Annotated in this window: 22 protein-coding genes; 8 read left to right on the top strand and 14 right to left on the bottom strand. The window is 46.5% G+C overall.

Features of this window, described 5'->3' with window-relative positions:
• Positions 1–2: 2 nt before the first annotated feature.
• The 3 genes from N2K84_RS06870 to N2K84_RS06860 are packed head-to-tail and all read right to left on the bottom strand — an operon-like array spanning position 3 to position 2,942.
• Entirely contained in the window at positions 3–1,133 is a 1,131-nt protein-coding gene (locus N2K84_RS06870) for a cytochrome d ubiquinol oxidase subunit II (RefSeq protein WP_282591050.1), read from the bottom strand.
• Positions 1,133–2,710, bottom strand: coding sequence for a cytochrome ubiquinol oxidase subunit I (locus N2K84_RS06865; RefSeq protein ID WP_282591049.1), 1,578 nt, complete (start codon positions 2,708–2,710; stop codon positions 1,133–1,135). The genes N2K84_RS06870 and N2K84_RS06865 overlap by 1 nt, the downstream gene beginning before the upstream one ends.
• A 7-nt stretch (positions 2,711–2,717) precedes the next feature.
• Positions 2,718–2,942: a DUF4492 domain-containing protein gene (locus tag N2K84_RS06860; RefSeq protein WP_282591048.1), complete on the bottom strand. Its 225-nt coding sequence runs from the start codon at positions 2,940–2,942 to the stop codon at positions 2,718–2,720.
• A 474-nt stretch (positions 2,943–3,416) separates the two neighbouring features.
• Between N2K84_RS06860 and N2K84_RS06855 the strand changes: the two genes are divergently transcribed.
• The 8 genes from N2K84_RS06855 to N2K84_RS06820 all read left to right on the top strand — a co-directional run bounded on the left by N2K84_RS06855 (position 3,417) and on the right by N2K84_RS06820 (position 9,474).
• Entirely contained in the window at positions 3,417–4,226 is an 810-nt protein-coding gene (locus tag N2K84_RS06855) for an SCO family protein (protein ID WP_282591047.1), read from the top strand.
• Positions 4,227–4,233: 7 nt separating this feature from the next.
• Positions 4,234–5,847, top strand: coding sequence for a cytochrome c oxidase subunit I (locus N2K84_RS06850; protein ID WP_282591046.1), 1,614 nt, complete (start codon positions 4,234–4,236; stop codon positions 5,845–5,847).
• Positions 5,848–5,859: 12 nt separating this feature from the next.
• Positions 5,860–6,477 carry a cytochrome c oxidase subunit 3 gene (locus tag N2K84_RS06845; RefSeq protein ID WP_282591045.1) on the top strand — a complete coding sequence of 206 codons (618 nt, stop codon included), beginning with the start codon at positions 5,860–5,862 and terminating at the stop codon, positions 6,475–6,477.
• A gap of 12 nt (positions 6,478–6,489) precedes the next feature.
• Complete coding sequence (locus tag N2K84_RS06840; RefSeq protein ID WP_282591044.1) at positions 6,490–6,774, top strand: cytochrome C oxidase subunit IV family protein; 285 nt, start codon at positions 6,490–6,492, stop codon at positions 6,772–6,774.
• A gap of 5 nt (positions 6,775–6,779) precedes the next feature.
• Positions 6,780–7,721: a cytochrome c oxidase subunit II gene (coxB, locus tag N2K84_RS06835; protein WP_282591043.1), complete on the top strand. Its 942-nt coding sequence runs from the start codon at positions 6,780–6,782 to the stop codon at positions 7,719–7,721.
• Positions 7,718–8,596, top strand: coding sequence for a protoheme IX farnesyltransferase (locus N2K84_RS06830; protein ID WP_282591042.1), 879 nt, complete (start codon positions 7,718–7,720; stop codon positions 8,594–8,596). The genes coxB and N2K84_RS06830 overlap by 4 nt, the downstream gene beginning before the upstream one ends.
• 67 nt (positions 8,597–8,663) lie before the next feature.
• Complete coding sequence (locus N2K84_RS06825) at positions 8,664–9,143, top strand: DUF302 domain-containing protein (protein WP_282591041.1); 480 nt, start codon at positions 8,664–8,666, stop codon at positions 9,141–9,143.
• A 10-nt stretch (positions 9,144–9,153) separates the two neighbouring features.
• Positions 9,154–9,474, top strand: a complete 321-nt coding sequence (locus N2K84_RS06820) for a heavy-metal-associated domain-containing protein (protein WP_282591040.1) — start codon at positions 9,154–9,156, stop codon at positions 9,472–9,474.
• A 17-nt stretch (positions 9,475–9,491) separates the two neighbouring features.
• On the opposite strand, the gene N2K84_RS06815 is transcribed toward N2K84_RS06820, so the two are convergent.
• From N2K84_RS06815 to nadB, 11 genes are all read right to left on the bottom strand, one after another.
• A complete protein-coding gene (locus tag N2K84_RS06815; RefSeq protein WP_282591039.1) occupies positions 9,492–11,018 on the bottom strand; it encodes a carbon-nitrogen hydrolase family protein in 1,527 nt (508 codons plus the stop codon).
• 201 nt (positions 11,019–11,219) lie between these two features.
• Positions 11,220–12,602 (bottom strand): outer membrane beta-barrel protein, encoded by a 1,383-nt coding sequence (locus N2K84_RS06810; protein WP_282591038.1) that lies wholly within the window; start codon positions 12,600–12,602, stop codon positions 11,220–11,222.
• Positions 12,599–13,153, bottom strand: coding sequence for an RNA polymerase sigma factor (locus N2K84_RS06805; RefSeq protein ID WP_282591037.1), 555 nt, complete (start codon positions 13,151–13,153; stop codon positions 12,599–12,601). Before N2K84_RS06805 ends, N2K84_RS06810 begins: the two co-directional genes overlap by 4 nt.
• A gap of 271 nt (positions 13,154–13,424) precedes the next feature.
• On the bottom strand, positions 13,425–14,351 hold the full coding sequence (locus N2K84_RS06800) for a glycoside hydrolase family 43 protein (RefSeq protein WP_282591036.1): 927 nt from the start codon (positions 14,349–14,351) through the stop codon (positions 13,425–13,427).
• 146 nt (positions 14,352–14,497) lie between these two features.
• On the bottom strand, positions 14,498–16,612 hold the full coding sequence (locus tag N2K84_RS06795) for a peptidylprolyl isomerase (RefSeq protein WP_282591035.1): 2,115 nt from the start codon (positions 16,610–16,612) through the stop codon (positions 14,498–14,500).
• Between the two features lie 227 nt (positions 16,613–16,839).
• Positions 16,840–18,111, bottom strand: a complete 1,272-nt coding sequence (locus N2K84_RS06790) for a hemolysin family protein (protein ID WP_282591034.1) — start codon at positions 18,109–18,111, stop codon at positions 16,840–16,842.
• Positions 18,112–18,114: 3 nt separating this feature from the next.
• The gene (lptC, locus tag N2K84_RS06785; RefSeq protein WP_282591033.1) at positions 18,115–18,714 is read right to left on the bottom strand and encodes an LPS export ABC transporter periplasmic protein LptC; all 600 of its coding nucleotides are present in this window, start codon (positions 18,712–18,714) and stop codon (positions 18,115–18,117) included.
• Complete coding sequence (locus tag N2K84_RS06780; protein WP_282591032.1) at positions 18,686–20,320, bottom strand: hypothetical protein; 1,635 nt, start codon at positions 20,318–20,320, stop codon at positions 18,686–18,688. The genes lptC and N2K84_RS06780 overlap by 29 nt, the downstream gene beginning before the upstream one ends.
• A 622-nt stretch (positions 20,321–20,942) precedes the next feature.
• On the bottom strand, positions 20,943–21,671 hold the full coding sequence (locus N2K84_RS06775) for a type III pantothenate kinase (protein ID WP_282591031.1): 729 nt from the start codon (positions 21,669–21,671) through the stop codon (positions 20,943–20,945).
• Positions 21,668–22,513, bottom strand: a complete 846-nt coding sequence (gene nadC, locus N2K84_RS06770) for a carboxylating nicotinate-nucleotide diphosphorylase (protein WP_282591030.1) — start codon at positions 22,511–22,513, stop codon at positions 21,668–21,670. Before nadC ends, N2K84_RS06775 begins: the two co-directional genes overlap by 4 nt.
• Positions 22,510–24,081: an L-aspartate oxidase gene (gene nadB / locus N2K84_RS06765; protein ID WP_282591029.1), complete on the bottom strand. Its 1,572-nt coding sequence runs from the start codon at positions 24,079–24,081 to the stop codon at positions 22,510–22,512. The genes nadC and nadB overlap by 4 nt, the downstream gene beginning before the upstream one ends.
• Positions 24,082–24,152 lie beyond the last annotated feature (71 nt).

The following is a 24,152-nucleotide window of genomic DNA, read 5'->3' as shown; positions in this document are numbered from 1 at the left end:
CATTAATATACATGCGATTCTTCACTCATTTCTTTGGCGTCGATCTTTTTCGTGTTCATGGCACGCCAGAACCACCAGATGTAGGCGATGACAAAAGGCACAAACAGCGACACGTAGCTCATAGCCGTAAGCGTGAAGTGGCTCGACGAAGCGGTTTGGATCGTGAGCGACGACTGCAAATCGTAGTTTGACGGATAGAAAGCCGTATTGTTAAAACCGGCCAGCAAGAACAACATCCACACTACAAGCACGGTGCCACCCCCGGCAAACCAAATGCCTTTTGAGCCACCTTTTAACAATGGCAGGGCAATGCCCCACAACACAGCGACAACTCCCACCAGCAACAACACCGTAAGTAATGGCATGGCAATCAGGTTGTGCAGGTATTTGTATTTTTCCATAAACACGTTTCCGGTAGCCGGGTCGTAAGCAAAACCTTCTTTCAGCACCAACCAGATCAGGAAATAGAGAAAGAAAACCAAAAACGGGATGGCGTTGTACAGCACTTGCTTTTTAGAGCGGGCCAGCACGTTTTCGTCGTCCACCGAGTTGATGAAGTAAAGCGCACCCAGGATGCGGGCCAGGAAGAACACCGACAGCCCCAGGGCCACGTTGTGGAACGTGAGCACGGCTTCGAGCCCGCGGAACGGGGTTTGCCAGAGCACATTGTTCATGTCGTTCAGGCTGAACATGGCGCCGTTGAAAAACGTGCCCACGGCCGTTCCCACCAGGATGGTACCGAAAGCGCCGTTCAGGATCAGAAAGATTTCGTACGTTTTAGCGCCCAGCAGATTGTCGGGCTTTTTCCGGTACTCGTATGAAACGGCTTGAATGACAAAGAAAAACAAAATGGCCATCCACACCCAGTAGGCCCCGCCAAACGAAGTAGCGTAAAACAACGGGAAAGAGGCAAAAAAGGCGCCGCCAAAAGTAACCAGCGTCGTGAAGGTAAATTCCCATTTGCGGCCCAGGGTATTCACCAGCATGGTGCGTTCGGTTTCGGTTTTTCCGATGGTGTAGATCAGCGTTTGCCCACCCTGCACAAAAGTCAGGAATACAAACAAAGCGCCCAGCAGCGACACGATGATCCACCAGTATTGTTGCAATGCCAGATGTGATAAACTTTCAAACATTAGTTGTGCCCTCCTTCTTCGTTAATTTTCGGTCCAATCTTAATTTGCCGGAGCATGATTTTAATTTCCGCGATCAGCAAGATGGTAAAGATGGCAGCAAACAGCCAGAATGTTACCTGCACGGCGCTGGTGCTGATTTTGGTTACAGCAGCCAGGGTTGGCATCAAATCCTGGATCACCCAGGGCTGGCGGCCCACCTCGGCCACAATCCAACCGGCCTGCGACGCGATGTAAGCCATCGGGATGGTCCAGATGGCCAGTCGTAAAAAGCCCCGCCGACGATCTAGCGTTCCCTTCACCACAAATAAAAAGGCCAGGATGAAAAACAGAATGAAGTACATGCCCAGCCCAACCATCAGGTGAAAACTGTAGAACGAAAGCGCCACATTGGGAATGAGCATATTGGGATCGGAAATGTAACCGTAGCCGAAATACTTAAAGTAATTTTCCTGAAAGTCGGGGCTCATGAACTCGGTTTTCAAACTGGCAGCCAAAGCTTCATCGCCCGACTTTTTCGCTTCTTTAAACTCCTTAAGTTTCTCGATGGCTACCCGCCCGCGTTCCATTTTTTCGGTGGCCGCCATGATGCCGTATTTTTCGTTCCCCCGGATCAGGTCGTTCACTCCCGGAACAAAGGCGTTCCAGTCCATGTATGCCATGTAGGAAAGCACATTGGGAATTTCAATTTTCATATTGAAGTCCATCAGGTTTTCGTTGGACGGGTCGGTATCGGTTGTCGACATCAGACCAAGGGCAATCAGTCCAGCTCCTTCGCTGCCGTTGTACAAACCTTCGAAAGCAGCAAATTTCATGGGCTGATTTTGGGCCACATTGCGGGCCGAGCTGTCGCCGGTAAAAACCAGGTAAATCGACGAAACGAACCCAAAAACAGCAGCAATAGCGATACTCTTCCGGGCAAACACGATTTCTCGCCTTTTCAACAAAAACCAGGCAGAAATGCCGATTACAAAGATGGCGGCCAGCACAAAACCGGAGGAGGTGGTATGCAGAAACTTGTCAACCGCCATGGGCGAGAACAGCACGTCCCAGAAGCTCACCATCTCGTTGCGGGCCGTTTCGGGGTTGAACTGCATGCCCACGGGCATTTGCATCCAGGCGTTGGCCACCAAAATCCACAAGGCCGACAGGTTGGCGCCAATAGCCGTTAGCCAGGTAGCCAGCAGGTGTACTTTTTTGCTCACCTTATTCCAGCCAAAAAACATGATGGCAATGAAGGTGGATTCCATAAAAAAGGCCAGAATACCTTCGATAGCCAGCGGAGCGCCGAAAATATCGCCTACAAACCACGAATAGTTCGACCAGTTGGTGCCAAACTCAAATTCGAGGATAATGCCGGTAGCTACCCCAATGGCGAAGTTGATGCCAAACAAGGTCATCCAGAACTTGGTGATTTTCTTCCACTCCGGGTTGCCGGTCTTGACATAGATGGTTTCCATGAACGCGATGATGAAGGTGATCCCCAAGGTCAGCGGCACGAAAATCCAGTGATACATGGCCGTCAGGGCAAACTGCGCCCTCGACCAGTTTACTAAGGATAAGTCGATTGATTCTAACATGAATTTTTTATTTAGTGTTTGTCAAATTATCCAAAACGTGTTCACTGCGTTGTTCATCTGTCTCGAAGTTTGTTTTCAGGAAGTTTGGAAAGAAAAACAGCTTCAGCACAAAAAACATGATAAACAACTTCACCAAAATCACAATCCATACTTGCTTTCCCCATCCGCTCATATTCCGGAAACCTTCCAAATAAAAACGTCCGATCCGAACAAAAACATTTTGCTTCATCATCCTACCTTTTTCGTGTCAATTGGAACAGAAACAATCATCCTGCAACATTGTTGAATGCCCGCAAATAGCAGACATTTAAACCTTTTTTTCGGTTTCCGCAATAATCAACTGAATAAAAAAACTTTAAGCCAGTTTTAACTATAAAAAGAATTGAAAAAAATTACACCTTTTTTGCGAATAATATTTCCGGCGCTGGAAAATTGATCAAAAGATAGGCAAAAGCCGCTTGAAAATGAAGTAAGCAAAAGGGTATTTTACAACACCCGGAATGCGCTTTCCTTCAAATGCCTGGCAGGTTGAATTTCCTGCTTCTTCAATTATTCATTTTTCCAAAGGCTTAGCTTCCTCCAATTCATCACCGTCACCCTATAAAATTAACCGGTTTATTAGTTTTTTTAAACATTCAGCGCAGCTTGGTGGTTTCATACTAAAAATTAACAGCCGGTTACTCAATTGAATCATAATAAAACCAATATGACTAAAGTTTTTCGGCAGTTTCCTAACTTACTGCTCGTGCTGCTGGCAATAGCCCCGGCTATCGTTGTCAGAGGCCAGTCTTCGATCGTGGACGACCTGACAACGTCTCCGGAAATAGGCGTGATAGAACACCTGGATGAATACCTGCCTGACGGAATCCGGTTGGTGGGGGAAGATTCGGTGAGTGTACAGCTGACCGATTTGATCGACAAACCTACCGTCTTGAATTTTGTGTATTATCGCTGCCCGGGCATTTGCAGCCCGCTGATGGAAGGCTTGGCCGAGGTGATGGACAAATCGGACCTGAAACCGGGCATCGATTACCAAGTGCTCACGATTAGTTTCGACCCGTCGGAAACGCTGGACCTGGCGCTTCGAAAAAAGTCAAATTACCTCAACCTGGTCAATCGGAAAGAAGAAATTGCGAAGGGCTGGAAGTTTTTCATTTCTGACAGCGCCAGTATTGCCACAGCCACCAATGCGGTTGGATTCAAATACAAAAAAATTGGCAACGACTTTCAACATGCCGCGTCGGTGATGATCATCAGTCCCGACGGAAAAATCACCCGTTACCTAAACGGATTGTACTTTCTGCCATTCGAATTTAAAATGGCCATCATCGAAGCCAGCAAGGGACAATCGGGCCCTACCATCAATAAAATCATACAGTTCTGTTATTCCTACGATCCGGTTGGTCAAACCTACGTACTCAATGTGACCAAAATTACCGGTACGCTGATTCTGTTTGTGGCTATGCTGTTTTTCCTGTACCTGATTTTTAAACCCAAGAGAAAAATAACAAACTAACTACTTTATGCAAGCAAGTTCTCACATACCCCACGATGTAAGTTACCTGGAATACAAAGGGAAACACAACGGGCTGCTGAGCTGGATTTTATCCACCGACCACAAGCGCATTGGCCTGTTGTACATGTATTCTATGATGACACTCTTTTTGGTTGGCGTAGTACTCGGGCTGGCCATGAAATTTGAATTGATTGCCCCGGGAAAAACCATCATGGACGCCCAGGATTACAACGCCGTTTTTACCGTGCACGGGGTGATCATGATCTTTATGATCGTCGTTCCCGGTTTGCCGGCCGTTTTCGGCAACTTCCTGCTACCCATCATGATTGGCGCCAAGGATGTGGCTTTTCCGAAGCTTAACCTGGCATCGTGGTATGTGTATATTGCCGGCGCTTTGCTGGTGATTGCCTCGCTGCTGTTTGGCGATGGCTCGCCCGATACCGGCTGGACCTTTTACGCGCCCTACAGCTTTAAAACCGGCGCCAACATGCTGCCGGCCATTTTCGGCGCGTTTGTCCTAGGTTTCTCGTCTATCCTTACCGGGCTGAACTTTATTGTCACCATCCACCGGATGCGTGCACCGGGCATGGGCTGGACCAAAATGCCGCTGTTTCCCTGGACCCTTTACGGCACCGCCTGGATCCAGCTACTAGCTACCCCGGTGGTAGGAATCACATTGGTTTTAGTCGCGTTGGAACGCATTTTTGGCATCGGCGTTTTCGACCCGGCGTTGGGCGGCGACCCCATCCTCTACCAGCACCTGTTCTGGATTTACTCGCACCCGGCCGTGTACATCATGATTTTGCCGGCTATGGGCGCCATTTCGGAGGTGATTCCCACGTTTTCGCAGAAACATGTTTTCGGCTACAAAGCCATTGTTGCTTCTACCATGGCCATCGCCTTTGTTGGTTATTTTGTTTGGGGCCACCACATGTTTACCTCGGGCATGAGCGGCACAGCCCAATATACGTTCTCGATCCTGACATTTTTGGTGGCTATTCCCAGCGCCATCAAAGTATTCAATTGGATATCCACCATGTACAAAGGTTCGATCAACGTGCAAACACCTTTTTACTGGGCAGCCTCTTTCATTTTTGTCTTTATGATTGGCGGCTTGTCGGGACTGGTGCTGGGAGCTCTGGCCACCGATGTGTATGTACACGACACGGCCTTTGTGGTGGCACACTTCCACTTTATTGTTTTCGGCGGGGTTGGTTTTGCCTTTTTTGCAGCCATCCATTACTGGTTCCCCAAAATGTTCGGGCGCATGTACGATTCTTTATGGGCCAACGTGGGCTGGATCATTTTCTTCATTGGCTTCCTGGCCCTGTATTCACCCATGTTTTATTTAGGAATGCAGGGAATGCCCCGCCGGTACTACGACTACCTGGAACAATTTCACGCGGCTAACATTCTATCAACCCTTGGCTCGTGGGTCATGACACTGGGACTGGTTATTATCATCATCAACCTGTTCCGTTCGGCCAAAAGCGGCCCGATTGCCGGCAAAAACCCCTGGAACGGGAAAACCCTGGAATGGACTGTGCCTTCGCCGCCACCAGTCGAGAATTTTGAAACAATCCCGGTGTACCACGAAAAAGACGGACCTTACGAATACTAAACACGAATACCTATGTCACAAGCTATCCATCATGATGAACACTACGATGCCGAAGGGTCCAAAATTGCCATGTGGCTGTTCATTTTCACCGAGTTACTGCTCTTTGGCGGATTGTTTATCATTTACTCGGTTTACCGCTACCTGAACCAGGATGCTTTTCACCTGGCTGCCGAAGAACTGAACACAACCATCGGGGCTATCAACACGGTTATCCTGCTGGTGAGCAGTATGACCATTGCCATGTCCACCTCTGCCCTGCAAAAAAGGCAAAAAGGTACTACCCTGCTTTTGCTGGGAATCACCCTGTTTTTGGGACTGGTTTTCCTGGTGAACAAATATTTTGAATGGGGAGTAAAATTTGAGCACGGCATTTTCCCCGGCTCCGAACACATGACGGAAAACCTCAGCCAGGGTGAAATCCTGTTTTTCGGGCTGTACTTTGTAATGACCGGCCTGCATGCGCTGCACATTATCATCGGGATGATTATTATCGGCGTGACGGTCGCCAAGGTTTCCAGCGGGAAAGTCCATGCCGACCGCTCGGCCTTGCTCGAAAACTCCGGCCTTTACTGGCACCTGGTTGACCTGATCTGGATTTTCCTGTTTCCCCTGTTTTACCTCATCCACTAAAATAACCGGACTATGACAAACGAAAAACACCATATTGTACCCTACAGCACCTATGCAATCATACTGGCTGCCCTGTTGCTGTTTACCTTTCTGTCGGTAGCCATTACCGGTATTGAGCTGGGCGAATTTACCGTTGCCGGCGCCCTATTGCTGGCAACCATAAAATCGTACCTGGTGCTTACTTATTTCATGCACCTGAAGTTTGACAAAGCCTACATCCGAATTATGGTGGGATTTGTATTCCTGGTTTTTCTGGCCGTAATCATCATTACCTTTCTTGACTACTATTTCAGATAACGACTATGTATATACTAGCAAACACACAAGCCTCTAACTTTGTCACCGGTGTTGACCGGGCTTTCCTGGTCATCCTGGGCATTTCGTTTTTCTTCCTGATCGGGTTGACTCTGGTGATGATCTATTTCATCTACCGGTACAACAAAAAACGCAACCCGGAAGCCACGCAAATAAAAGGAAGCAATACACTGGAAGTGGTTTGGACCGTCATCCCCACGATCCTGGTACTGGTGATGTTTTACTACGGATGGGCCGGATGGAAACCGATGAAAAATGCCCCCGAAGACAGTTTTGAAATTGACGTGATTTCACGCATGTGGAACTTCACCTTTGAATACGAAAACGGTAAAAAGACTGACACCTTGTTCATCCCCATGGACAAACCCGTGAAACTAAACCTGATTTCGGTGGATGTTATTCACTCGGTATATATTCCGGCTTTCCGGGTGAAGGAAGATGTGGTACCGGGACGCGAAAAGTTTATGTGGTTTATTCCGCAAAAAGAAGGCATCTTCGAACTGTTTTGCACCGAATACTGCGGGCTTCAGCACTCGTACATGTATAACTGGGTGAAGGTGATGCCGGAGGATCAATTCAACTCCTGGTATGCCGACACCACTATCCTGGTGGCCGGAACTGTAGATTCACCCACTGCTTCCGGAAAACGGATCATGACCAATATTGGCTGCCTGGCCTGTCACTCGCTGGATGGCAGCAAGTTGGTGGGCCCCTCGTTTAAAGGCCTGTACGGACATGAAGTTACCGTGAAAGCAGGAGGAGAAACAAAAACGGTGGTGGCAGATGATGAATACATCAAACGATCGATTTATGATCCCAATAGCGAAATTGTGGAAGGCTTTCCCAAAGGCATGATGCAATCGTATCAGGGACAACTTAGTGATGACGATATTGCCCTGATGATTGAATACCTGAAAACGTTGAAATGACAAAACCGGGCATCATCGAATATTTTAAGATTATCACGGAACTCGGAAAAGTCCGGATTTCACTGCCGGTTGCACTCTCTGCCTTGACCGGTTTTGCCTTGCATACCGGACATGTGGGAACAGCCGGCCTTTGGCTGGGCATTGGGGTATTCCTGGTTTCGTGCAGCTCGGGCGCCCTGAATCATTGGCAAGAGCACGACGAAGATTCCCGGATGCCGCGTACCCAAGGTCGTCCCATTCCTTCCGGGAAAGTCAGTCCGGCATTTGCCCTTCGGGTGGCACTTGCCTATTTCCTCGCGGGAAGCCTGGTGTTAGCGATCCATTTTCCGCTGGTTGCACTGGGAGCCAGCATCGTCACACTGATCTCCTACAATGCTTTTTATACCCCATTAAAAAAAGTAACTGCCTTTGCCGTTGTGCCCGGCTCACTGGTTGGAGCGCTGCCTCCGTATATTGGCTGGCTGGCAGCTGGCGGACAACTCACCGACCCGGTCATTTTCTGGGTGGCGACGTTCTTTTTTATCGGGCAAATACCCCACTTTTGGCTGTTGCTGCTCATGTTTGGGAAAGAATACAAACTGGCTGGCTATCCGAGCCTCACCGACCTTTTCAGCGACAACCAAATCAAACGGCTCAGTTTTACCTGGATCCTGGCCACGGTGGCAGCTGCCTTGATCATCGCCCTGAAAGTGATGATCGGACGGACCGCCATGTTCATCCTGCTGTTCTACATTTTTTATCTGTTGTTCTCGCTTGGTACACAGTTACTGGTTAAAAAGAACCTGCATGTTCGCCCGGCCTTTTTCAAGCTCAACTTTCTGTATTTGTTTATGATGGTGGCCCTTATTATTGACAGTCTGTTTCACCGCTCGTGAACATTTGGCAAGTATGGAATGTTTTTTACACAGATCTGCGTTATTGGATACTTAAGAAAATCTAATCATGAAAAAAGTTACCACTATGTTTATAACAGGAATTATTACGGGTATCATCATCAGTTTTGCAGCAGTTGTATTGCTGGCACCCAAAATGATGTTTACCGTGAGCGAAAGTCAGTACGACTTTGCCAAAACCAAAGCATTAATTGAAAAGCAAACGGCTGAAAATAACTGGAGCATGCCCCATCAATACGACTTACAGGCCACCATGTCGAAGAACGGATTTTCGGTGAAGCCGGTAACCGTATTCTCAATTTGCAAACCCGACATTGCTGTGCGTATTTTGGACAACGACCCCAACCGTCACATTTCGGCGATGATGCCCTGCCGCATAGCCATTTATGAAAAAGCCGACGGCAAAACCTACATTGCCCGGATGAATGCCGGATTGATGTCGAAATTGCTGGGCAGCGAGGTTAAAGCCGTGATGGGCGAAGCAGGGGAAGACAGCGAAAAAATTTTGGCCCCAGTCATCAAAAAATAAAACTACCCAAATGAAATCACCAATCTTACTGCTGGCGTTCATTTTCACCCTCGCCATTTCCTGCGGACAAAAACAAGTTAAAGAATCTGAAGCAATCACCCCGACAGCCTCCGTTGAGCTGGTTTACCGGGTTGAAGGCATGACCTGCGACCACTGCGAAATGTCGATCCAAAAGGGAGTGAACGAGCTGAAAGGCATCTCCACAGTGGAAGCCAATCACGAAGATTCGACTACCCGTGTGGTTTTCGACCCAACGAAGACTTCGGAAAAGGAAATTGTTTCCGCCATCGAAAAACGGGGCTACAAAGTGGTTGCCCCGTCACATCCGTAAAAAAACGATTCAGTCATTTACTTTTTTATCCGGTTCACCTCGTAAATATCTTTGCGACGGTCTTTCAGATTGCGAACACTGCCATATTGGTTTAGTTCGGCCAGCAGGTCAATATCCACATCCACGATGAGGATCATTTCCGTGTTAGGCGTCGTTTCGGCCTTCACCCCATTCATCGGAAACGAAAAATCGCAGGGAGTGGCCACCATCGATTGGGCATACTGAATGTCCATGTTATGTACCTTGGGCAGGTTCCCCACGCAACCGGCAATGGCGACATAGCATTCGTTCTCGATAGCACGGGACATCGCACAATTTCTTACCCGCGAATACCCGTTTTGCGTGTCGGTTAAGAACGGAACAAAAATGATATTGACGCCTTCGTCGGCCAGCAACCGGCCCAGTTCGGGAAATTCTATGTCGTAACAAATCAGCACTCCTATTTTTCCGCAATCGGTATCAATGGCTTTTATTCCGTTGCCGCCCTGTAATCCCCAAACCCGTACCTCATCCGGGGTAACGTGTATCTTCTCATACCTTTCCGTCGAACCGTCGCGTCGGCACACATACCCTACATTATACAGCAAATCGTTTTGTATTTCGGGCATACTTCCCGAAATGATGTTGATGTTGTACGAGATGGCAAATTCGGAAAGTTTCGCAACAATCGGGGATGTGTATTGGGCCTGCTCCCGGATGGCTTCGGGCTCACTTAACCGATTGTTTTCGGCCATCAGCGGGGCATTGAAAAATTCGGGGAAAAGAGCAAAATCACACCGGTATCCCGAAACGGCATCAATAAAGTATTCAGCCTGGTTTAAAACATCATCCAAATTGCCATAAGGACGCATTTGCCATTGTATTAGGCCAATACGCACAATCCGCTTCGGGGCCTGCGGTTTTCGGGATTTCTTTTCATAGTAGATGTTGTCCCACTTTAGTAAAACGGCATACTCATTGGATGCTTCGTCTCCTACCAGGTAATTTTTCAGGATCTTGGACGGATAAAAGTCGTTTGAAATCTGAAAGTTCAACACCGGATCATGGATTTCTTTTCGCTTCACTTTCTCGATATACTGCTTGGGCGACAGCTCGTCTGAATACTTATGGTAGTTTGGAATCCGGCCGCCGAAAACAATTCCCTTCAGATTCAAGCGCTCGCACAATTCTTTCCGGTAGTCATACAACCGCCGCCCCAGCCGAAGGCCCCTGAATTCGGGTTTAATGAAAACTTCAATCCCGTACAGAATGTCACCATCCGGATTGTGTGTATTGAATGTATAGTTGCCGGTGATTTGCTGATAAGTATGCTGGTCGTCAAACTTACTGTAATCAACAATAATCGACAGTGCACAACCGGCAATTTCACCATTTACCCGCATTACGACCTGTCCCTCCGGGAAACGATTGATTAATGTTTTAATATGCTGCTCCCGCCAGTAATATTCGGGCATGGCCGGATAAGCTTCAATCATCGCCTGCTTCAACTCCTGATAATCATCCAAATGCAAAAATGACAATTCAATATTCTCGATTTCGCTCATGTGGAATAGATTAAGATTGATAAAAAATAGCAGACCGTTCTTGGCTGCCATACTGATAAACGTACGAAGTCATCCAAAGTTGACAATCCTGAAGCTGCTTCTCAACATTCCTTCCATCTGCATGAAATCATACCACAAAAAAATGACTTCGTTTACGAAAGTAACGTCAAATTCCGAATAATTGGAAATTAAAGATGATAGCTAAAATCGATAATTGATGCCTGTGAAAACACCAAAAGAATAGGGTTTATAGGTCACCGAAGGGTTATCGTTTAACGAGCCCAGGTAGTACTTCAATTGCGGATCAACCCGCAGCTCCAACCGGTCGGTAAGCCGGTAGCCCAAGCCAAAACCAAAACTGGTGGAATAACTGATCCGGTTCATGTCTTTTGTTTTCCCAATGCGGCTCAGGCCTTCTGAATTCTGCATGTAGGCATTATTCCCGATCAGGAAGCCGGCATTTACCCCGCCCAGCAAACGGAACCGGAATGTCTTGTCCAGTAACTGGTAACTGGCCATCAACGGAATTTCGATGTACTCAAACTGTTGTTCAAACTGAGAATGGCTAAGTATCACCTCTCGGTTGGCTTGAACCGATTCGAGCGAAGTAGAAAGCCTGGTACCTTCCGGAAGGTTATCGAGCTCTACCACGCCAGCCGAAGCATTGATCAGCATTGCCCCCTTTTCGACCATCACGCTGGTGTTGAAATAATTATACTCGGCGTCACCGGAAACAAAATCATACTGCATATTGCGAGAGGGTGTATTTCCCGATGCTTCTTCCAATTTGCTGTAATATAAACCCGATTGAACACTCCACCTTTTCCCTGCTTTATACTCCAAGCTAAGCCCCCCACCAAGTTGCAGGCTGCCGCTACCGCCTGACCGGGTCATGTTGCTGGCATAAGCGGCATCGTACGATGACTGATTGACGGCATAAACAGGTGTAATCATGGCGCCAACCATCCAGAAGCCATCCCGGTCAGCGGACTTATTCCCGGCTTGTTGCTTGTTAAATTCTACCAGGGCCAATTCAGCACCGGATAATTCCACCGCCAAGCCCTGCCGTTTTTCCTTCAACTTATCCAAACGCAGATTGCGTGTCGTGGTACTTTTCAAATTGGCAGATCGTGCGTTAAGCAAGGGCAGCGCTTCCTCTTTTTCAGCAGGAAGGGCTCCCTGACTTTGTTCCGTTTCAGTTTTGCCGACAACCTGGGCCAACGGCTGTTTCGTATGTAATACTGTTTCATACGCAGGAGCGGACTCCTGAACCGGGCTAGTTTCGGTAACTTCAATCGATTTCCCGGCAAGTTTCGGAACAGGCTGATCTCCCTGTTCTTGCTGTACAACAAACGGTTCTATCACGTTTTCGGGCTGATCGGGCTGCAATTGCCAACCCAACAGGAAAGCCAATAAAATAGCTGCCGCAACCCCACTGGCACGCAGAATAAGTACCAGCCGCCGTTTCCGTCCGGCAGCCTGTAGCTCCTGAATCCGATCCCAAACATAGGGAGGCGGACTTTGCTCGAAATTCTCCAATCTCGAACGGAACAGCTCATCCAACTGGTGATCACTCTTCATCATGCAGGGTAATTATTTTCAGTTTCTTCAAAACACTTCACCACCTTTTTTTGCAAAATCATCCGGGCCCGCGCCAGGTTCGATTTGGAAGTTCCTTCCGTAATTTTCATTTCCCCGGCAATTTCCTTGTGGTTCATCCCTTCAAACACATACAGGTTGAAAACCATCCGGTAGCGGGGAGGCAATTCCTGGATGAGTTTTAACAAATCCTGTGTCGCAATCTCCGCAAGAATTTCATCCTTAAAGTCCGGTACATCAAACTTTGTCATGTCATCAACAGGATGCAGCAAATGCTGCTTGCGGTATTTTTCCAGCGACACATTCACCATAATCCTCCTCACCCAACCTTCAAAAGAACCCTCGTGCCGGAACGTGCCAATCTTCTCGAATACCTTGATGAACCCATCCTGCAAGTTATCCTCGGCCTCGGTTTGATCCTTGGAATAGCGCAGACACACCCCATACATTTTGGGTGCGAACAACTGGTACAAACGAGCTTGCGCCCCTGTTTTCCCAGCAGCACAATCTGTTATCAGTTGCCTGAGGTCCTCCAAGGTGTTATCAATTGGTTAAGATCAAATTTAGCGAATTCGCCTAACTTCCGGCTATCTTTATCGTTTCCGGTGACAGATGAAAATACAGGTGAGAAGGTTGCGCAAGGATTGAAAAAACCTTCATAAAGAGCGCCGGCACAAACAAAGGATCGAGATGTTAATATCTCAGCAAACAACCTATGCCCTCAAAAAGCAACTGGCTGGCCAAATTTGTTGACCAGCCTGTAGTAAAAGCCCGACCTGTAGCCGGAATATTTTTGGAAAGCAGAATTTACTCCTGCAACAACCTTTCCAGGATGCTCTCATCCACCTGAAAAACCGTGCCGTGACGCGTACCTTCCGGAAAACTAATGGAATCGGTGATTACTTCCCATTTTTTCAGGTATTTCGATCGCACAGCCCCCATGTGATGGCGCGTGTACTCATCGTAATATACCACCCAATGGCCATCCACATAAGCAACGGTCGGCCCTTCCACCCAATCGGGGGTGATCGGCTCGCTGATGAGCTTATAGCCCTCAGTAAGGGATTTACTTGAAGCCATTCGGATGTGCTTCTTGGGCGGGTTGCGGGTTTCGTCCTTCAGAAACATGACATACTGCCCGGCAATTTTCTTAATCACGGCATCAATTACATTGAAACCTTCGTCGTAAAGCAGTTTTGTTTCGCTAAAGGTGTTGAAATCTGTGGTAGTGGTGTAATACATGCGATGATTGTACTTACTGTCGCCTTGCTGCTCGCCTTCCGGGAAACGTCCGGGAATAGTCGTGGCCCAATAAATCATAAATCGATTTTCGCTCTTGTCATAGAATATTTCAGGAGCCCAGCAATTCAAGGCCGTAGGTTCATGCTCCATAACCGGTATAAACTTTTGTTCCGACCAATTTATCAGGTCCTCTGAAGAGGCATAGCCAATGCCGCGATCGTTCCAACTCACGGTCCACACCATGTGAAATCGCTTATCTGGTCCCTGAATAATGCATGGATCACGCATCAGCTTATCCTCGGCAACCTGCGGAGTCAAAAACGACTGGCTATTTTTCAACGCTTCCCAATGATAGCCATCGCGACTGTAGGCCAGGTGAAGGCCATCTTGTCCGTTATCCATGAAATAGGAAAACAGGTAAACTTTGTTGTCATTGTTCCGGCAACTGCCAAACAGAAACAAAAATAAGGCAGCAAGTAGTAGTGTTCTCATCTCAATTTGTTTTGATCAGTTCAAAAATAAGAATATTTCCGGCAAAAGTAGAAACGACCAAAATTGAATGACACCCTGGATGGCAACCAAGCAGAAACAAAAAAAGCAGGCCTTTCGACCTGCTTTTCCATTTTATCATCTTTCTACTAGTAGAATTTTGCTCTTTTATCCTCAATCTCAACTGACTTTCGTTGAGCTTCGTAAGCCTGATAAGCCGCACGGTATCCCAAAGCCTGGGCTAAACGTTGCTGTTCGGTGGCTACATCTGTATCTTCACCTTCAGCAACCGAAACTACTTTCAGCAAGTACACGCCATTGTTTCCTTTTACCGGAGCCGAAAGCTCGTCTTTTTGCAGACTGGCCACAGTACCGACAACAGCCGGTTCAACCCCCAGGGCAGGTATCGAATACATCGTAAAGTTAACGCCATTTACTGCCATTACTTCAGTACCCAATTTTTCAGCTATAGCATCCATGTCTTCACCGGAAACGGCTTCTTTCATTTTAGCCATCAGGGCTTTTGCTTTATTTTCTTTGCGCACGGCCAAATCCACGCGCAATTTCACTTCTTCAAACGAAGCGACTCCTTCGGCTTGAACGCCCGTAAGCGTAGCCACAACAAAGTTGTCACCAAACTCAAAAATGGTTGAACCTTCGTTGTTCACCAAAATATCATCCACATCAGACTGGAAGGCCGCACGGATCAACGAACGTGATTGCTCCAAACCGACCACTTCGCGGTCGTTTTCACCAACCCGGGCAATTTTTTTGGTCAGCTTTTGTTCGGTCACTGCATTGGCGAAGTCCTCTCCATTTTGGTTTTCGCTGGCAAATTTGCTGGCCTGGCCATAGATACGCTGATATGTTTGTGTACCGGGCTCTACATTTCGGGCCAAAACCGCCAACCGTACCTGCTTTGTTTCTTTACCTTTTCTGGTAGGTTGAATCAGGTGAACGCCAAACTGAGTGGTTGTAACATATAGTTTATTCACTTCGCCGTTGAAAGCAGCATCTTCAAACGGTTTCACCATTTGATTTTTTCTAAACCAGCCCAAGTCGCCACCCTTAACTGCCGATCCCGGATCTTCTGAATATTCTGATGCCAGGGTTTCAAACTTAGCACCTTTCTCAATCAGGCTCTTCAGGCTATCGGCCAGGGCTAAGGCACCTTCGTAACTACCAACTGTTTCCGGGTTAATCAGGATATGACGAGCCTGCACCGAATCAGGCAGATTTTTAAAATCGTCAATTTTCACAACTTTATAGGTATTACCTTCTTTGTAAGGACCAAATACATCCCCCACGTTACCATTAAAGGCAAAATCAGACAGCTCGGCATTCAGCTCTTCTTGCTTTTGATATACATCTTCGAAACGGATATCTGAATTTACATTAATATATTGCTCGTTATCCTGGATAGCAGCGAACTCCTCTTTGGCATCTTCCAACCACTTGCGGGTGTTGGTATCATCCTCTTCAGAAGCTGTCACCGGGAAAACAATGTACTCAATTGTACGCGAAGCTGATTGTTTATAGTCGTCTTTATGAGCATCGTAGTATGCACGCAACTCTTTATCGGTTACAGCAACGGCACTATCCGGCATCGAGCTGTACGGAAGGCTGATGTACTGAATGTTGGCCGAACGGTTTTTTTCAGCCAGGCTGGCTTGCGCTTCTGTTTGGGTTACATACAAGCCCTGACGCACCAGGTTATTGTATTTGGTAAGGAGGCGTTCTTTTTTGATTTGGTCTTCGATATACAACCAATAAGCCTTTTGCTGGGCAGTTGCATTGCTTTCCAATGATTTCAAAAACTGCAGAACAGCCGTTCTGTCCACTTGTCCGGTAGTCGGATTGGTGAATAGTTGCTGAATGATCGGATGAATGTTGGAACCTTGTACCAAGTCGAACAATTCTTCAGCGGTAACGGTCAAACCAAGCTCTTCGTACACATCACCCATAACGGCTTCCCGCACAATTTCCTGCCAAACTTGCTCGCGCACCTGAGTCCAGGCATTGTCGTCCAACTGGGTACGCCCAGTATTCATTTTATAGATTTCGGCAGTTTCTTCAATTTTCCGTTGAAAGTCGGGGTATTGAACCGATGTTCCGTTGATATCGGCAACTTCAAGCTGTGATGGTTTTAGTAAGGAGCTTCCTGCATTTAACATGTCACCCAGGATAAAAGCAACTAATGCAAGGCCAATAATGATCGCTACTAATAAACCAGCACGATTACGTATTCTCTGTAGGGTAGCCATTTACTGATAATTATAGAATTATGTTTTTACTAATTTTTTTCGAGCTACGAAGATAATAATTTTAGGTATTAATCCTTAAAATTCAATTTTTATTTTAGAACGCCTGCAATTTTAACGCGCTGTTCTGAGCGGCAAAAACAGCCTGAAAACAATTAGCTCAACGGCATATTGCCGGAACAATCGAAGGAAGTGAAACGTTGATTTCAGCCTTTACCTCATGGCCAGAATTAATCGCTCTCCAAAACTTTCAGATTGACCAATTCAATCCGGGTATTGGAAGCTTTTAAAATTTTGAACCGAAAACGATCGATATTAATCGTGGTATTGATTTTAGGGATGCTTTCGTGATGAAAAAGAATAAACCCGGCAAGGGTCTCAAAGTTCTCCGTCAATGGAAAGCCCAGGTTATACTTGTCATTCAGGATATCCAGGTCGATACGGGCAGAGAAGATAAATTCCGTATCACTTATTTTGCGGTCAACCAAATCAACCGTATCATGTTCATCTTCAATTTCGCCAAAAATTTCTTCCAGAATATCCTCGCTGGTAACCATGCCCGAAGTGCCGCCAAACTCATCCACCACAATGGCGATGCTCCGGTGCTGCTGGATGAATTTACTGAGCAGCTTGCTGGCAGGCATCGACTCGGGAACGATCAGCACTTTTTTTAGGTTGGGCCTGATAGACTCCGGGTTGGTAAAAATCATGGAATGGTGAAGATATCCGATAATATTGTCGATATTTTCCTGATAGAAAAGAATGCGTGAATAGCCGGTTTCGATAAATTTCTGCCGCAGTTCTTCCATGCTCGAATTGATGTCCATCGCCACCATTTCAGTCCGGGGCACCATAATCTCCCGCAGTTTCACTTTCGAAAAGTCCAATGCGTTCCGAAAGAGTTTCACTTCATTTTCAATGTCTTTTTCCTGACGTGTGGAAGGGCTGTCCAACGCATTGACAAAATGATCGAGATCAACCCGACTGAAAACGATTTTCTCTTCTTCCTTATCGATGGCCGCACGAAAAATACCATTGAGCAACAGCTTCGAAATGCTCATCGTGATACGCGTAACCGGATAAAAGAGGAAATAGAAAAGCATCAGCGGCAAGGCGAAGATGCGAAGAAAAATGTTTGGGTTGAGACGAAATAAAGCTTTGGGCAGAAATTCGGCCGTAACCAGGATAATCAGGGTAGAAACAATAGTTTGGAGAAACAGCACCGCCCCATCGGATGGCAAGAAACTGTAAAAAAAAGGCTCCAGCAGTTGGGCAAAAGCAACACCATAAACAACCAGGGCTATGTTATTTCCCACCAACATGGTGGCTATATATTGCCCGGGATTTTTAGTAAATACGGACAGAATCCGCGAATTCACAGAGTCCTGCTTTTTATCGAGTTCGAGACGCAGTTTATTAGCCGACACAAAAGCAATCTCCATCCCGGAAAAAAAAGCGGAAAAAACGATTGTTAAAAGTATGGTTACAATCAGTACTTCCATGACCTATTCTGAAACATCGAGATAGAGCGTTCCCCTAACTTTTTTGATTTGCCAATTCGACATATCCTGATCCGATTCAAAACCAACACCATTGATTATTTGATCTTTACGGATTATTTTTACGAATTGTTCGGAGTATATTTTCCCTTTTGCTTCTTCCCAGATCAGTTCTTCGGTTTTTAATGAATCACCTTCCTGATTAATAACGACCACGTTGTTTTTGGCAGTCCATTTCTTATCGTTGGTATAATAAATGGCATAATCTGAGGTGACCACAGAAACGATCTGCATCTTTTCATCGAACTTTTCAATCTGAACGCCTTCGGGAAATTCCATAAAAGGTTCCTTTTCCTGGTCATAGTTGAGCAACCGGGGCGTGATCAACTTAAACCGGATGACCGTGGAGTCGGAATGGATCATCTCAAATTGCTCGGCTTCCATACCCGGCATCTTGTCACCTACGGAAAACTCCTTGATCTTCTCAATTTTATTGGCGCATGAAAACAAAAGCACTGCAATTCCCCCGAGGAGAATTGCAATGCTTATGCGGAAAGATTGTGCTCGTTTTATGTAATTACTTTGCACGGACTTTGGTTGATTCATTGATCCAACTTCCAATCTTGTAAGTTTGACCATCCTGGTATCCCTGGAAGAACAAAGTTTCTTTATCCGGGAAATACACTTTGTAAGTATTGATTTTAGCATTTGCGGCAGCAAAAGAGTCCGGGTCAACCCGCTTAGCTCTTTCGTAATAATCTACTGCCAACCAGTACATAGCTTGATGGTCAAAATCAGACTCACCGTAGTGTTTGCTGTATTGAGCATAGATATCACCAATCAGGATCAGCGTACGACCAGAGCTCGGATTATTCTCCAACGCTTTACGGGCATAGTCGCGCGCCTTTTGGTATGCATTTTCTTTCACAAAAGTGAAGATACCCAGCTCGTAATAATATTTCGACAACAATTCTTTATCCGTTTCCGTGGCAATTGCATTTTGATAATATTCCTTTGCCCGGTTAAACTCATCGCGTTTTACAAACAAACGGGCCATGTTGAAGGCAGCTTCAGCTGATGGCTCCAAACTGTAGAGTTTCTCCGAAGCTTTGGCAAAAAGTTCACTTTCCGTACAATCCTGCTTGTCAAGTACACGAAGCATCTTTTTCAAAGCCTCAACATCCAGTGCAATTTCATCAAATTTAGGTTCATACAAGGCGACTAGCGCTTCACAATCGGCAGCACCACTGGTTTGGAACAATTGGTCAACCAATCCTTTTGCTGCAAGATACTTTTCACTGTCAGGCTCTTTGGCCAGATTAGCATCCAAAATTACCGAAGAGATCTCATAGTTTTTGGCAACCGATTCTTTTGGCAGCTCACCCATAATAAACAAACGCTTGGTAGCCTGCATAAATACAACCAGAACAGCCACTTCGGTTTCGTTTTTCTCCAGCTGTATCGCTTCTTCCAATTCGCTATACCCTTTTTTCAGGATCGTTTTCAATTCATCATCGGTCAGGTTTTCATTGGCCAACTTATATTTCAGGTAGTCGGTAGCTTTTCGCCCCAATACAAATCCTTTTTGATCGAAATATTTGATACGACGATCGTAAACGCGCATCAAGCTGTCGATATACTGGTCTTTAGTTGTCCAATCCTCGGTTGCATTGATCTTGTCCTCGTACATGTTAGCACCATGAATGTAGATATTCAGCGAAGATTTTGGGTATTTGCTGTAAATCAACCGCCAGGGAGCCATGGCCGACTTGTAATCCTTTTGCTTATAAAATTGGTCATACATCGTGTACTGACTCATAAATTCAGTCACTTTGTCTTTTACCAATTCCTGGCTTGTCCTCAAATCCACACCGGCTTCAGCTTCATCACCGCTTGCAGCGGCTGGCAATTCACCGTCAAAACTAAAATCAATGACATTTTTCGTGACACCTTCCAGATCAAATCTTCTGGAATCATCAATAAAAGTAAATTTCAGATATTTACTTTTATCATCCACCGTAATTTTATATTTCCCGTCAAAACTTGTCATGAAAGTTTCCGACGATTTGTGGGCTTCTACGGTAACACCGGCGGCAGGTTTTCCTTCCCGATAAATTGTGCCTGTAATCTCTCGTTGAGCAAATGCTGAGATGCTCATCACCAAAGCCAGTGCGATTGTTAGTAATTTGGTTTTAGATAGCAATGATTTCATCGTTTGAAAATGTTATAATTATACGTTTGAAATTTTTTCGTACGTTCAGTTGATCACTCAACGATATCAGAGGCCAAATATAAACTTATTTGAAATAGCTTTTACGCAAAAATCTCCTGAAACCACCAAGTTGGGCGCCAAATTTAGCAGTTAAATTTATAATTGACAAAGAACGGGTTACGAAAACATGAGTTTCAAAACCCATGCCAAAACCAACGTGAAACTAGCAACCGCCCTACCTGCGGGGGTTACCACATGTTGAACCCCAAACTACATTTTAAAATTCTTATGAGGGAATTCGGCAGAAATGCCCTCTTACCGGAAAAATGACAGCAGGCTGAGATGAAATTCCAACGCAAGAACAACGTCAATCCCGGTTATCAGAAATTAAAAACCAGAAAGGGGATGGTTTGCTTAACTATTTTGATCGAAAAACCGAAATATTTCAACTACACCATTGAAATGTCCATTTGTTAAGAAATTGTCATTTCTCTGATTTAACATGCTATTGAATACCAGGTCCATAGATAACCAAACCCCGATTAGAAGATGCTAATGCGACAACGACAACTCCCTCTAACTAAATTAAATGATCGCACAAAGCAGCTACGGCAAAAAAGGTTTAATGGGAATTATATTCCAAAATCCGGTTCAAGCCAATCATGGTCAGGTTGAAATGCACATAGATGCCCTCTTTCAGCTTTTGATCGAAAAAACGTGCATCACCGCCGGTAATAATCACCTTCAAATCAGGATAAATTGAACTGAAATAGCTAATATATTGTTCTGTTTCAAATATCACGCCCAATTGCACCCCAGCCCGGATAGCTGATTCGGTGTCTGTACCAATCGCCTGAAATTCATCTTTCACCCCCACTAATGGCAATTTCCCGGTAAATTGATGAAGCGCTTTAAAACGCGTTTCAAGCCCGGGTGAAATGTTGCCCCCCAAGTATTCATTGTTCGCCGACACCAAATCGAAAGTAATTGCCGTGCCGGCATCTACCACCAACAGGTTCTGCGCCGGAAACATATCGGCAGCCCCAATGGCAGCAGCCAGCCGGTCGAGCCCGAGGGTTTCAGGCGTTTGGTAGCGATTAACAATCGGCACCGGCGTCAGGTAATCCAGCTCAACGAACTGTTCAAACTTATCATTCAGGAAATTGCGAATTTCCGCCGGATACTCACGCACCGACGACAAAATAGCTTTGTTCAGCTGTGGATGTTCGTCCAAAAACAACTGAATATGCTCTACTTTCAATTCATCCAGCGGCACATTAAACATCAGGTCGCGATCGCTGAACAAGGCCAGTTTGATGCGCGTATTACCGATATCAATCACCAGGTTCATAGCTCAATCCGCTGACTGATGTCCATGGCCTGAACCGAATGGGTCAGAGCGCCGATTGAGATATAATCCACCCCAGTTGCGGCAACTTCGCGTAAACGTTCCAGTGTCATATTGCCCGAGGCCTCCACTTTGGCCCTTCCATTGATTAGCTGAACAGCCGTGGCCATCGTTTCATTGGTCATATTATCCAGCATAATGATATCGGCGCCGGCATCCAGGGCTTCCTGCACCTGTTCAAGGGTGGTGGTTTCCACCTCAATTTTAATTTCAGGAGCCACTTTCGCCTTAATTTGATTGACCGCTGCTGTAATTCCACCAGCCACATCGATATGGTTATCCTTGATCATGACCATATCGAACAAACCAATGCGATGATTGGTAGCGCCTCCCGTCTTCACGGCGTACTTATCCAGCAACCGGAAGCCAGGCAACGTTTTGCGCGTGTCAAGTATCACGGTTTTAAAATCGCTGACAGCTTCGGCATATTTGGCCGACATGGTGGCAATGCCCGACAACCGCTGAAAAAAGTTCAGGGCGGTACGTTCACCGGTCAGTAAGGCCCGGTAGCTGCATTCGAAGCGCACCAGCACATCCCCTATATTAACGTGGTCGCCTTCGTTCACTTCCGGGTTCCAGGCCAAATTCGGGTCGAGCTTCCGAAAGACCATTTCGGCAACCGGAAGGCCGGCAATAACGCCGTCAGCCTTGGCAACCATGTAAGCTTTCTTGCGGGTTTCGGCGGGAATCAGGTTATCCGTGGTGATGTCGCCCGTGGCCACATCCTCTTCCAGAGCCATGTTAATCAAGTGCTCTGCTGCTTCAAGTACTTTCTGGTCCATCATTTTTTTATTGAAATAAATTCAGGGTTATTATCTTTTTGCTGAACAATGTGCAGCCTGAAATCCGGCTCTTCCTGTTTGTATTCTTCCCGGATATGGCCGCCCCGGCTTTCTTTCCGGAGCAATGCCGACTTGGTGATCAACGTGCAAATTTCGGTAATTTGCCGGACCTTCAGAAGATTATAGTCTTGAATTTCAACCGGCATGTTTTGCTTGATTTCTGCCAGGCGGCTCAGCGCCAAGGTCAGGTCAGTTTCATTGCGGACAATGCCTACATGTTGTGACATCAAATCGGCAATCTCATTCTTTATTTCCAGAAAGAAAGCCTCGTTTTCCTGCAAATTGGTAACTGGAACAGGCTGTTCAATATTCAGCGGTTGGTTTGCACAAGCAGCAGCTTTTTCACTGGCACGTTTACCAAATACCAAACATTCGAGCAACGAATTACTGGCCAAGCGGTTGGCCCCCATCACACCGGTTGAGGCCACCTCGCCACAGGCAAAGAGACCGGGAATGTTGGTTTCGCCATGCAATCCGGTTTTAATGCCACCCACCATATAATGGGCAGCAGGGGCAATGGGCAGCAGGTCAGTGGCCATGTCATAGCCAAATTCGGCCAGTTTCCGGGAGATATTTGAAAAGCGCGATTTAATTTTCACCGGATCGAGGTGACTGAGCGACAAATACACAAACGGGCGCTGGTCCTTTTTCATCTGCCTGTAAATTGAGAAGGCCACCACATCGCGCGGCGCCAACTCGGCCAGCGGATGAATGTCTTTCATGAAACGTTGGCCTTGTTTGTCCAATAGCCAGGCACCCTCGCCGCGAACAGCCTCGCTAATCAGAAAGGCATCCTGATTTTCGACACACAATGCGGAAGGGTGAAACTGGATGAATTCCATATCTTCGACCTGCGCACCGGCATCAAAAGCCAAGGCAATGCCATCGCCTGTGGCGGTGTGCGGGTTTGTAGTGCGGCTAAAAATCCTTGACAAGCCGCCGGTTGCCAAAATACAGGCCGACGCTTGAAAGATCAGGTTTTCCCCGCTTACAAAATCCAGCGCCTGCGCCCCAACACATAGGCCATCCTGCATCAGCAAACGAGTGACAGCTGTATATTCAAAGGTTTGGATATTCTTTTGTTCCAATACTTTCTTCAGCATAAAGCAAGTCAGTTCCTTACCTGTGGCATCGCCTCCGGCATGCAAAATCCGGCGCTTACTGTGTCCTCCTTCCAAACCAAGCACCAGTTTCCCGTCGCGCTGATCGAATTGCATACCCATATCAATCAATTCGCGGATACGGTCTTGCCCTTCTCGAACAAGAATCTCCACAGCCTCCCGTTCACAAAGGCCACGCCCGGCTACCAGGGTATCCTCGATATGCAATTCAGGTGAATCATCTTCAGCAATTACCCCGGCAATGCCACCCTGAGCATAGTAGGAGTTGCTGGTGTCGAGTTGCGATTTGGTGATGATAGCAACAGTACCGTGCCTGGAGGCATGATAGGCAGCCGTAAGCCCGGCCAGTCCGCTGCCAACAATGATGGTGTCAAAAATTTTCTTTTGCATGAAATCTGCAACCTCTCTTGTTTATTGACCGGCAAAGTTATAAATTCTGCCCATTTGCCATAAAATAATGT

This window comes from Gaoshiqia sediminis, from assembly GCF_025907915.1.
GTDB classification, from domain to species: domain Bacteria; phylum Bacteroidota; class Bacteroidia; order Bacteroidales; family Prolixibacteraceae; genus Gaoshiqia; species Gaoshiqia sediminis.
This window is presented reverse-complemented; position numbering and strand designations above follow the sequence as displayed.

What these genes read in the sequence shown, in the direction of transcription:
- N2K84_RS06840 (WP_282591044.1), top strand. Translation starts at nt 6,490, where the DNA reads ATGACAAACGAAAAACACCATATTGTACCCTACAGCACCTATGCAATC.
- N2K84_RS06820 (WP_282591040.1), top strand. Translation starts at nt 9,154, where the DNA reads ATGAAATCACCAATCTTACTGCTGGCGTTCATTTTCACCCTCGCCATT.
- N2K84_RS06825 (WP_282591041.1), top strand. Translation starts at nt 8,664, where the DNA reads ATGAAAAAAGTTACCACTATGTTTATAACAGGAATTATTACGGGTATC.
- N2K84_RS06815 (WP_282591039.1), bottom strand. Translation starts at nt 11,018, where the DNA reads ATGAGCGAAATCGAGAATATTGAATTGTCATTTTTGCATTTGGATGAT.
- N2K84_RS06780 (WP_282591032.1), bottom strand. Translation starts at nt 20,320, where the DNA reads ATGAAATCATTGCTATCTAAAACCAAATTACTAACAATCGCACTGGCT.
- N2K84_RS06870 (WP_282591050.1), bottom strand. Translation starts at nt 1,133, where the DNA reads ATGTTTGAAAGTTTATCACATCTGGCATTGCAACAATACTGGTGGATC.
- N2K84_RS06775 (WP_282591031.1), bottom strand. Translation starts at nt 21,671, where the DNA reads ATGAACCTGGTGATTGATATCGGTAATACGCGCATCAAACTGGCCTTG.
- coxB (WP_282591043.1), top strand. Translation starts at nt 6,780, where the DNA reads ATGTATATACTAGCAAACACACAAGCCTCTAACTTTGTCACCGGTGTT.
- N2K84_RS06830 (WP_282591042.1), top strand. Translation starts at nt 7,718, where the DNA reads ATGACAAAACCGGGCATCATCGAATATTTTAAGATTATCACGGAACTC.
- nadB (WP_282591029.1), bottom strand. Translation starts at nt 24,081, where the DNA reads ATGCAAAAGAAAATTTTTGACACCATCATTGTTGGCAGCGGACTGGCC.
- lptC (WP_282591033.1), bottom strand. Translation starts at nt 18,714, where the DNA reads ATGAATCAACCAAAGTCCGTGCAAAGTAATTACATAAAACGAGCACAA.
- N2K84_RS06795 (WP_282591035.1), bottom strand. Translation starts at nt 16,612, where the DNA reads ATGGCTACCCTACAGAGAATACGTAATCGTGCTGGTTTATTAGTAGCG.
- N2K84_RS06850 (WP_282591046.1), top strand. Translation starts at nt 4,234, where the DNA reads ATGCAAGCAAGTTCTCACATACCCCACGATGTAAGTTACCTGGAATAC.
- N2K84_RS06855 (WP_282591047.1), top strand. Translation starts at nt 3,417, where the DNA reads ATGACTAAAGTTTTTCGGCAGTTTCCTAACTTACTGCTCGTGCTGCTG.
- N2K84_RS06865 (WP_282591049.1), bottom strand. Translation starts at nt 2,710, where the DNA reads ATGTTAGAATCAATCGACTTATCCTTAGTAAACTGGTCGAGGGCGCAG.
- N2K84_RS06845 (WP_282591045.1), top strand. Translation starts at nt 5,860, where the DNA reads ATGTCACAAGCTATCCATCATGATGAACACTACGATGCCGAAGGGTCC.
- N2K84_RS06800 (WP_282591036.1), bottom strand. Translation starts at nt 14,351, where the DNA reads ATGAGAACACTACTACTTGCTGCCTTATTTTTGTTTCTGTTTGGCAGT.
- nadC (WP_282591030.1), bottom strand. Translation starts at nt 22,513, where the DNA reads ATGATGGACCAGAAAGTACTTGAAGCAGCAGAGCACTTGATTAACATG.
- N2K84_RS06790 (WP_282591034.1), bottom strand. Translation starts at nt 18,111, where the DNA reads ATGGAAGTACTGATTGTAACCATACTTTTAACAATCGTTTTTTCCGCT.
- N2K84_RS06810 (WP_282591038.1), bottom strand. Translation starts at nt 12,602, where the DNA reads ATGATGAAGAGTGATCACCAGTTGGATGAGCTGTTCCGTTCGAGATTG.
- N2K84_RS06860 (WP_282591048.1), bottom strand. Translation starts at nt 2,942, where the DNA reads ATGATGAAGCAAAATGTTTTTGTTCGGATCGGACGTTTTTATTTGGAA.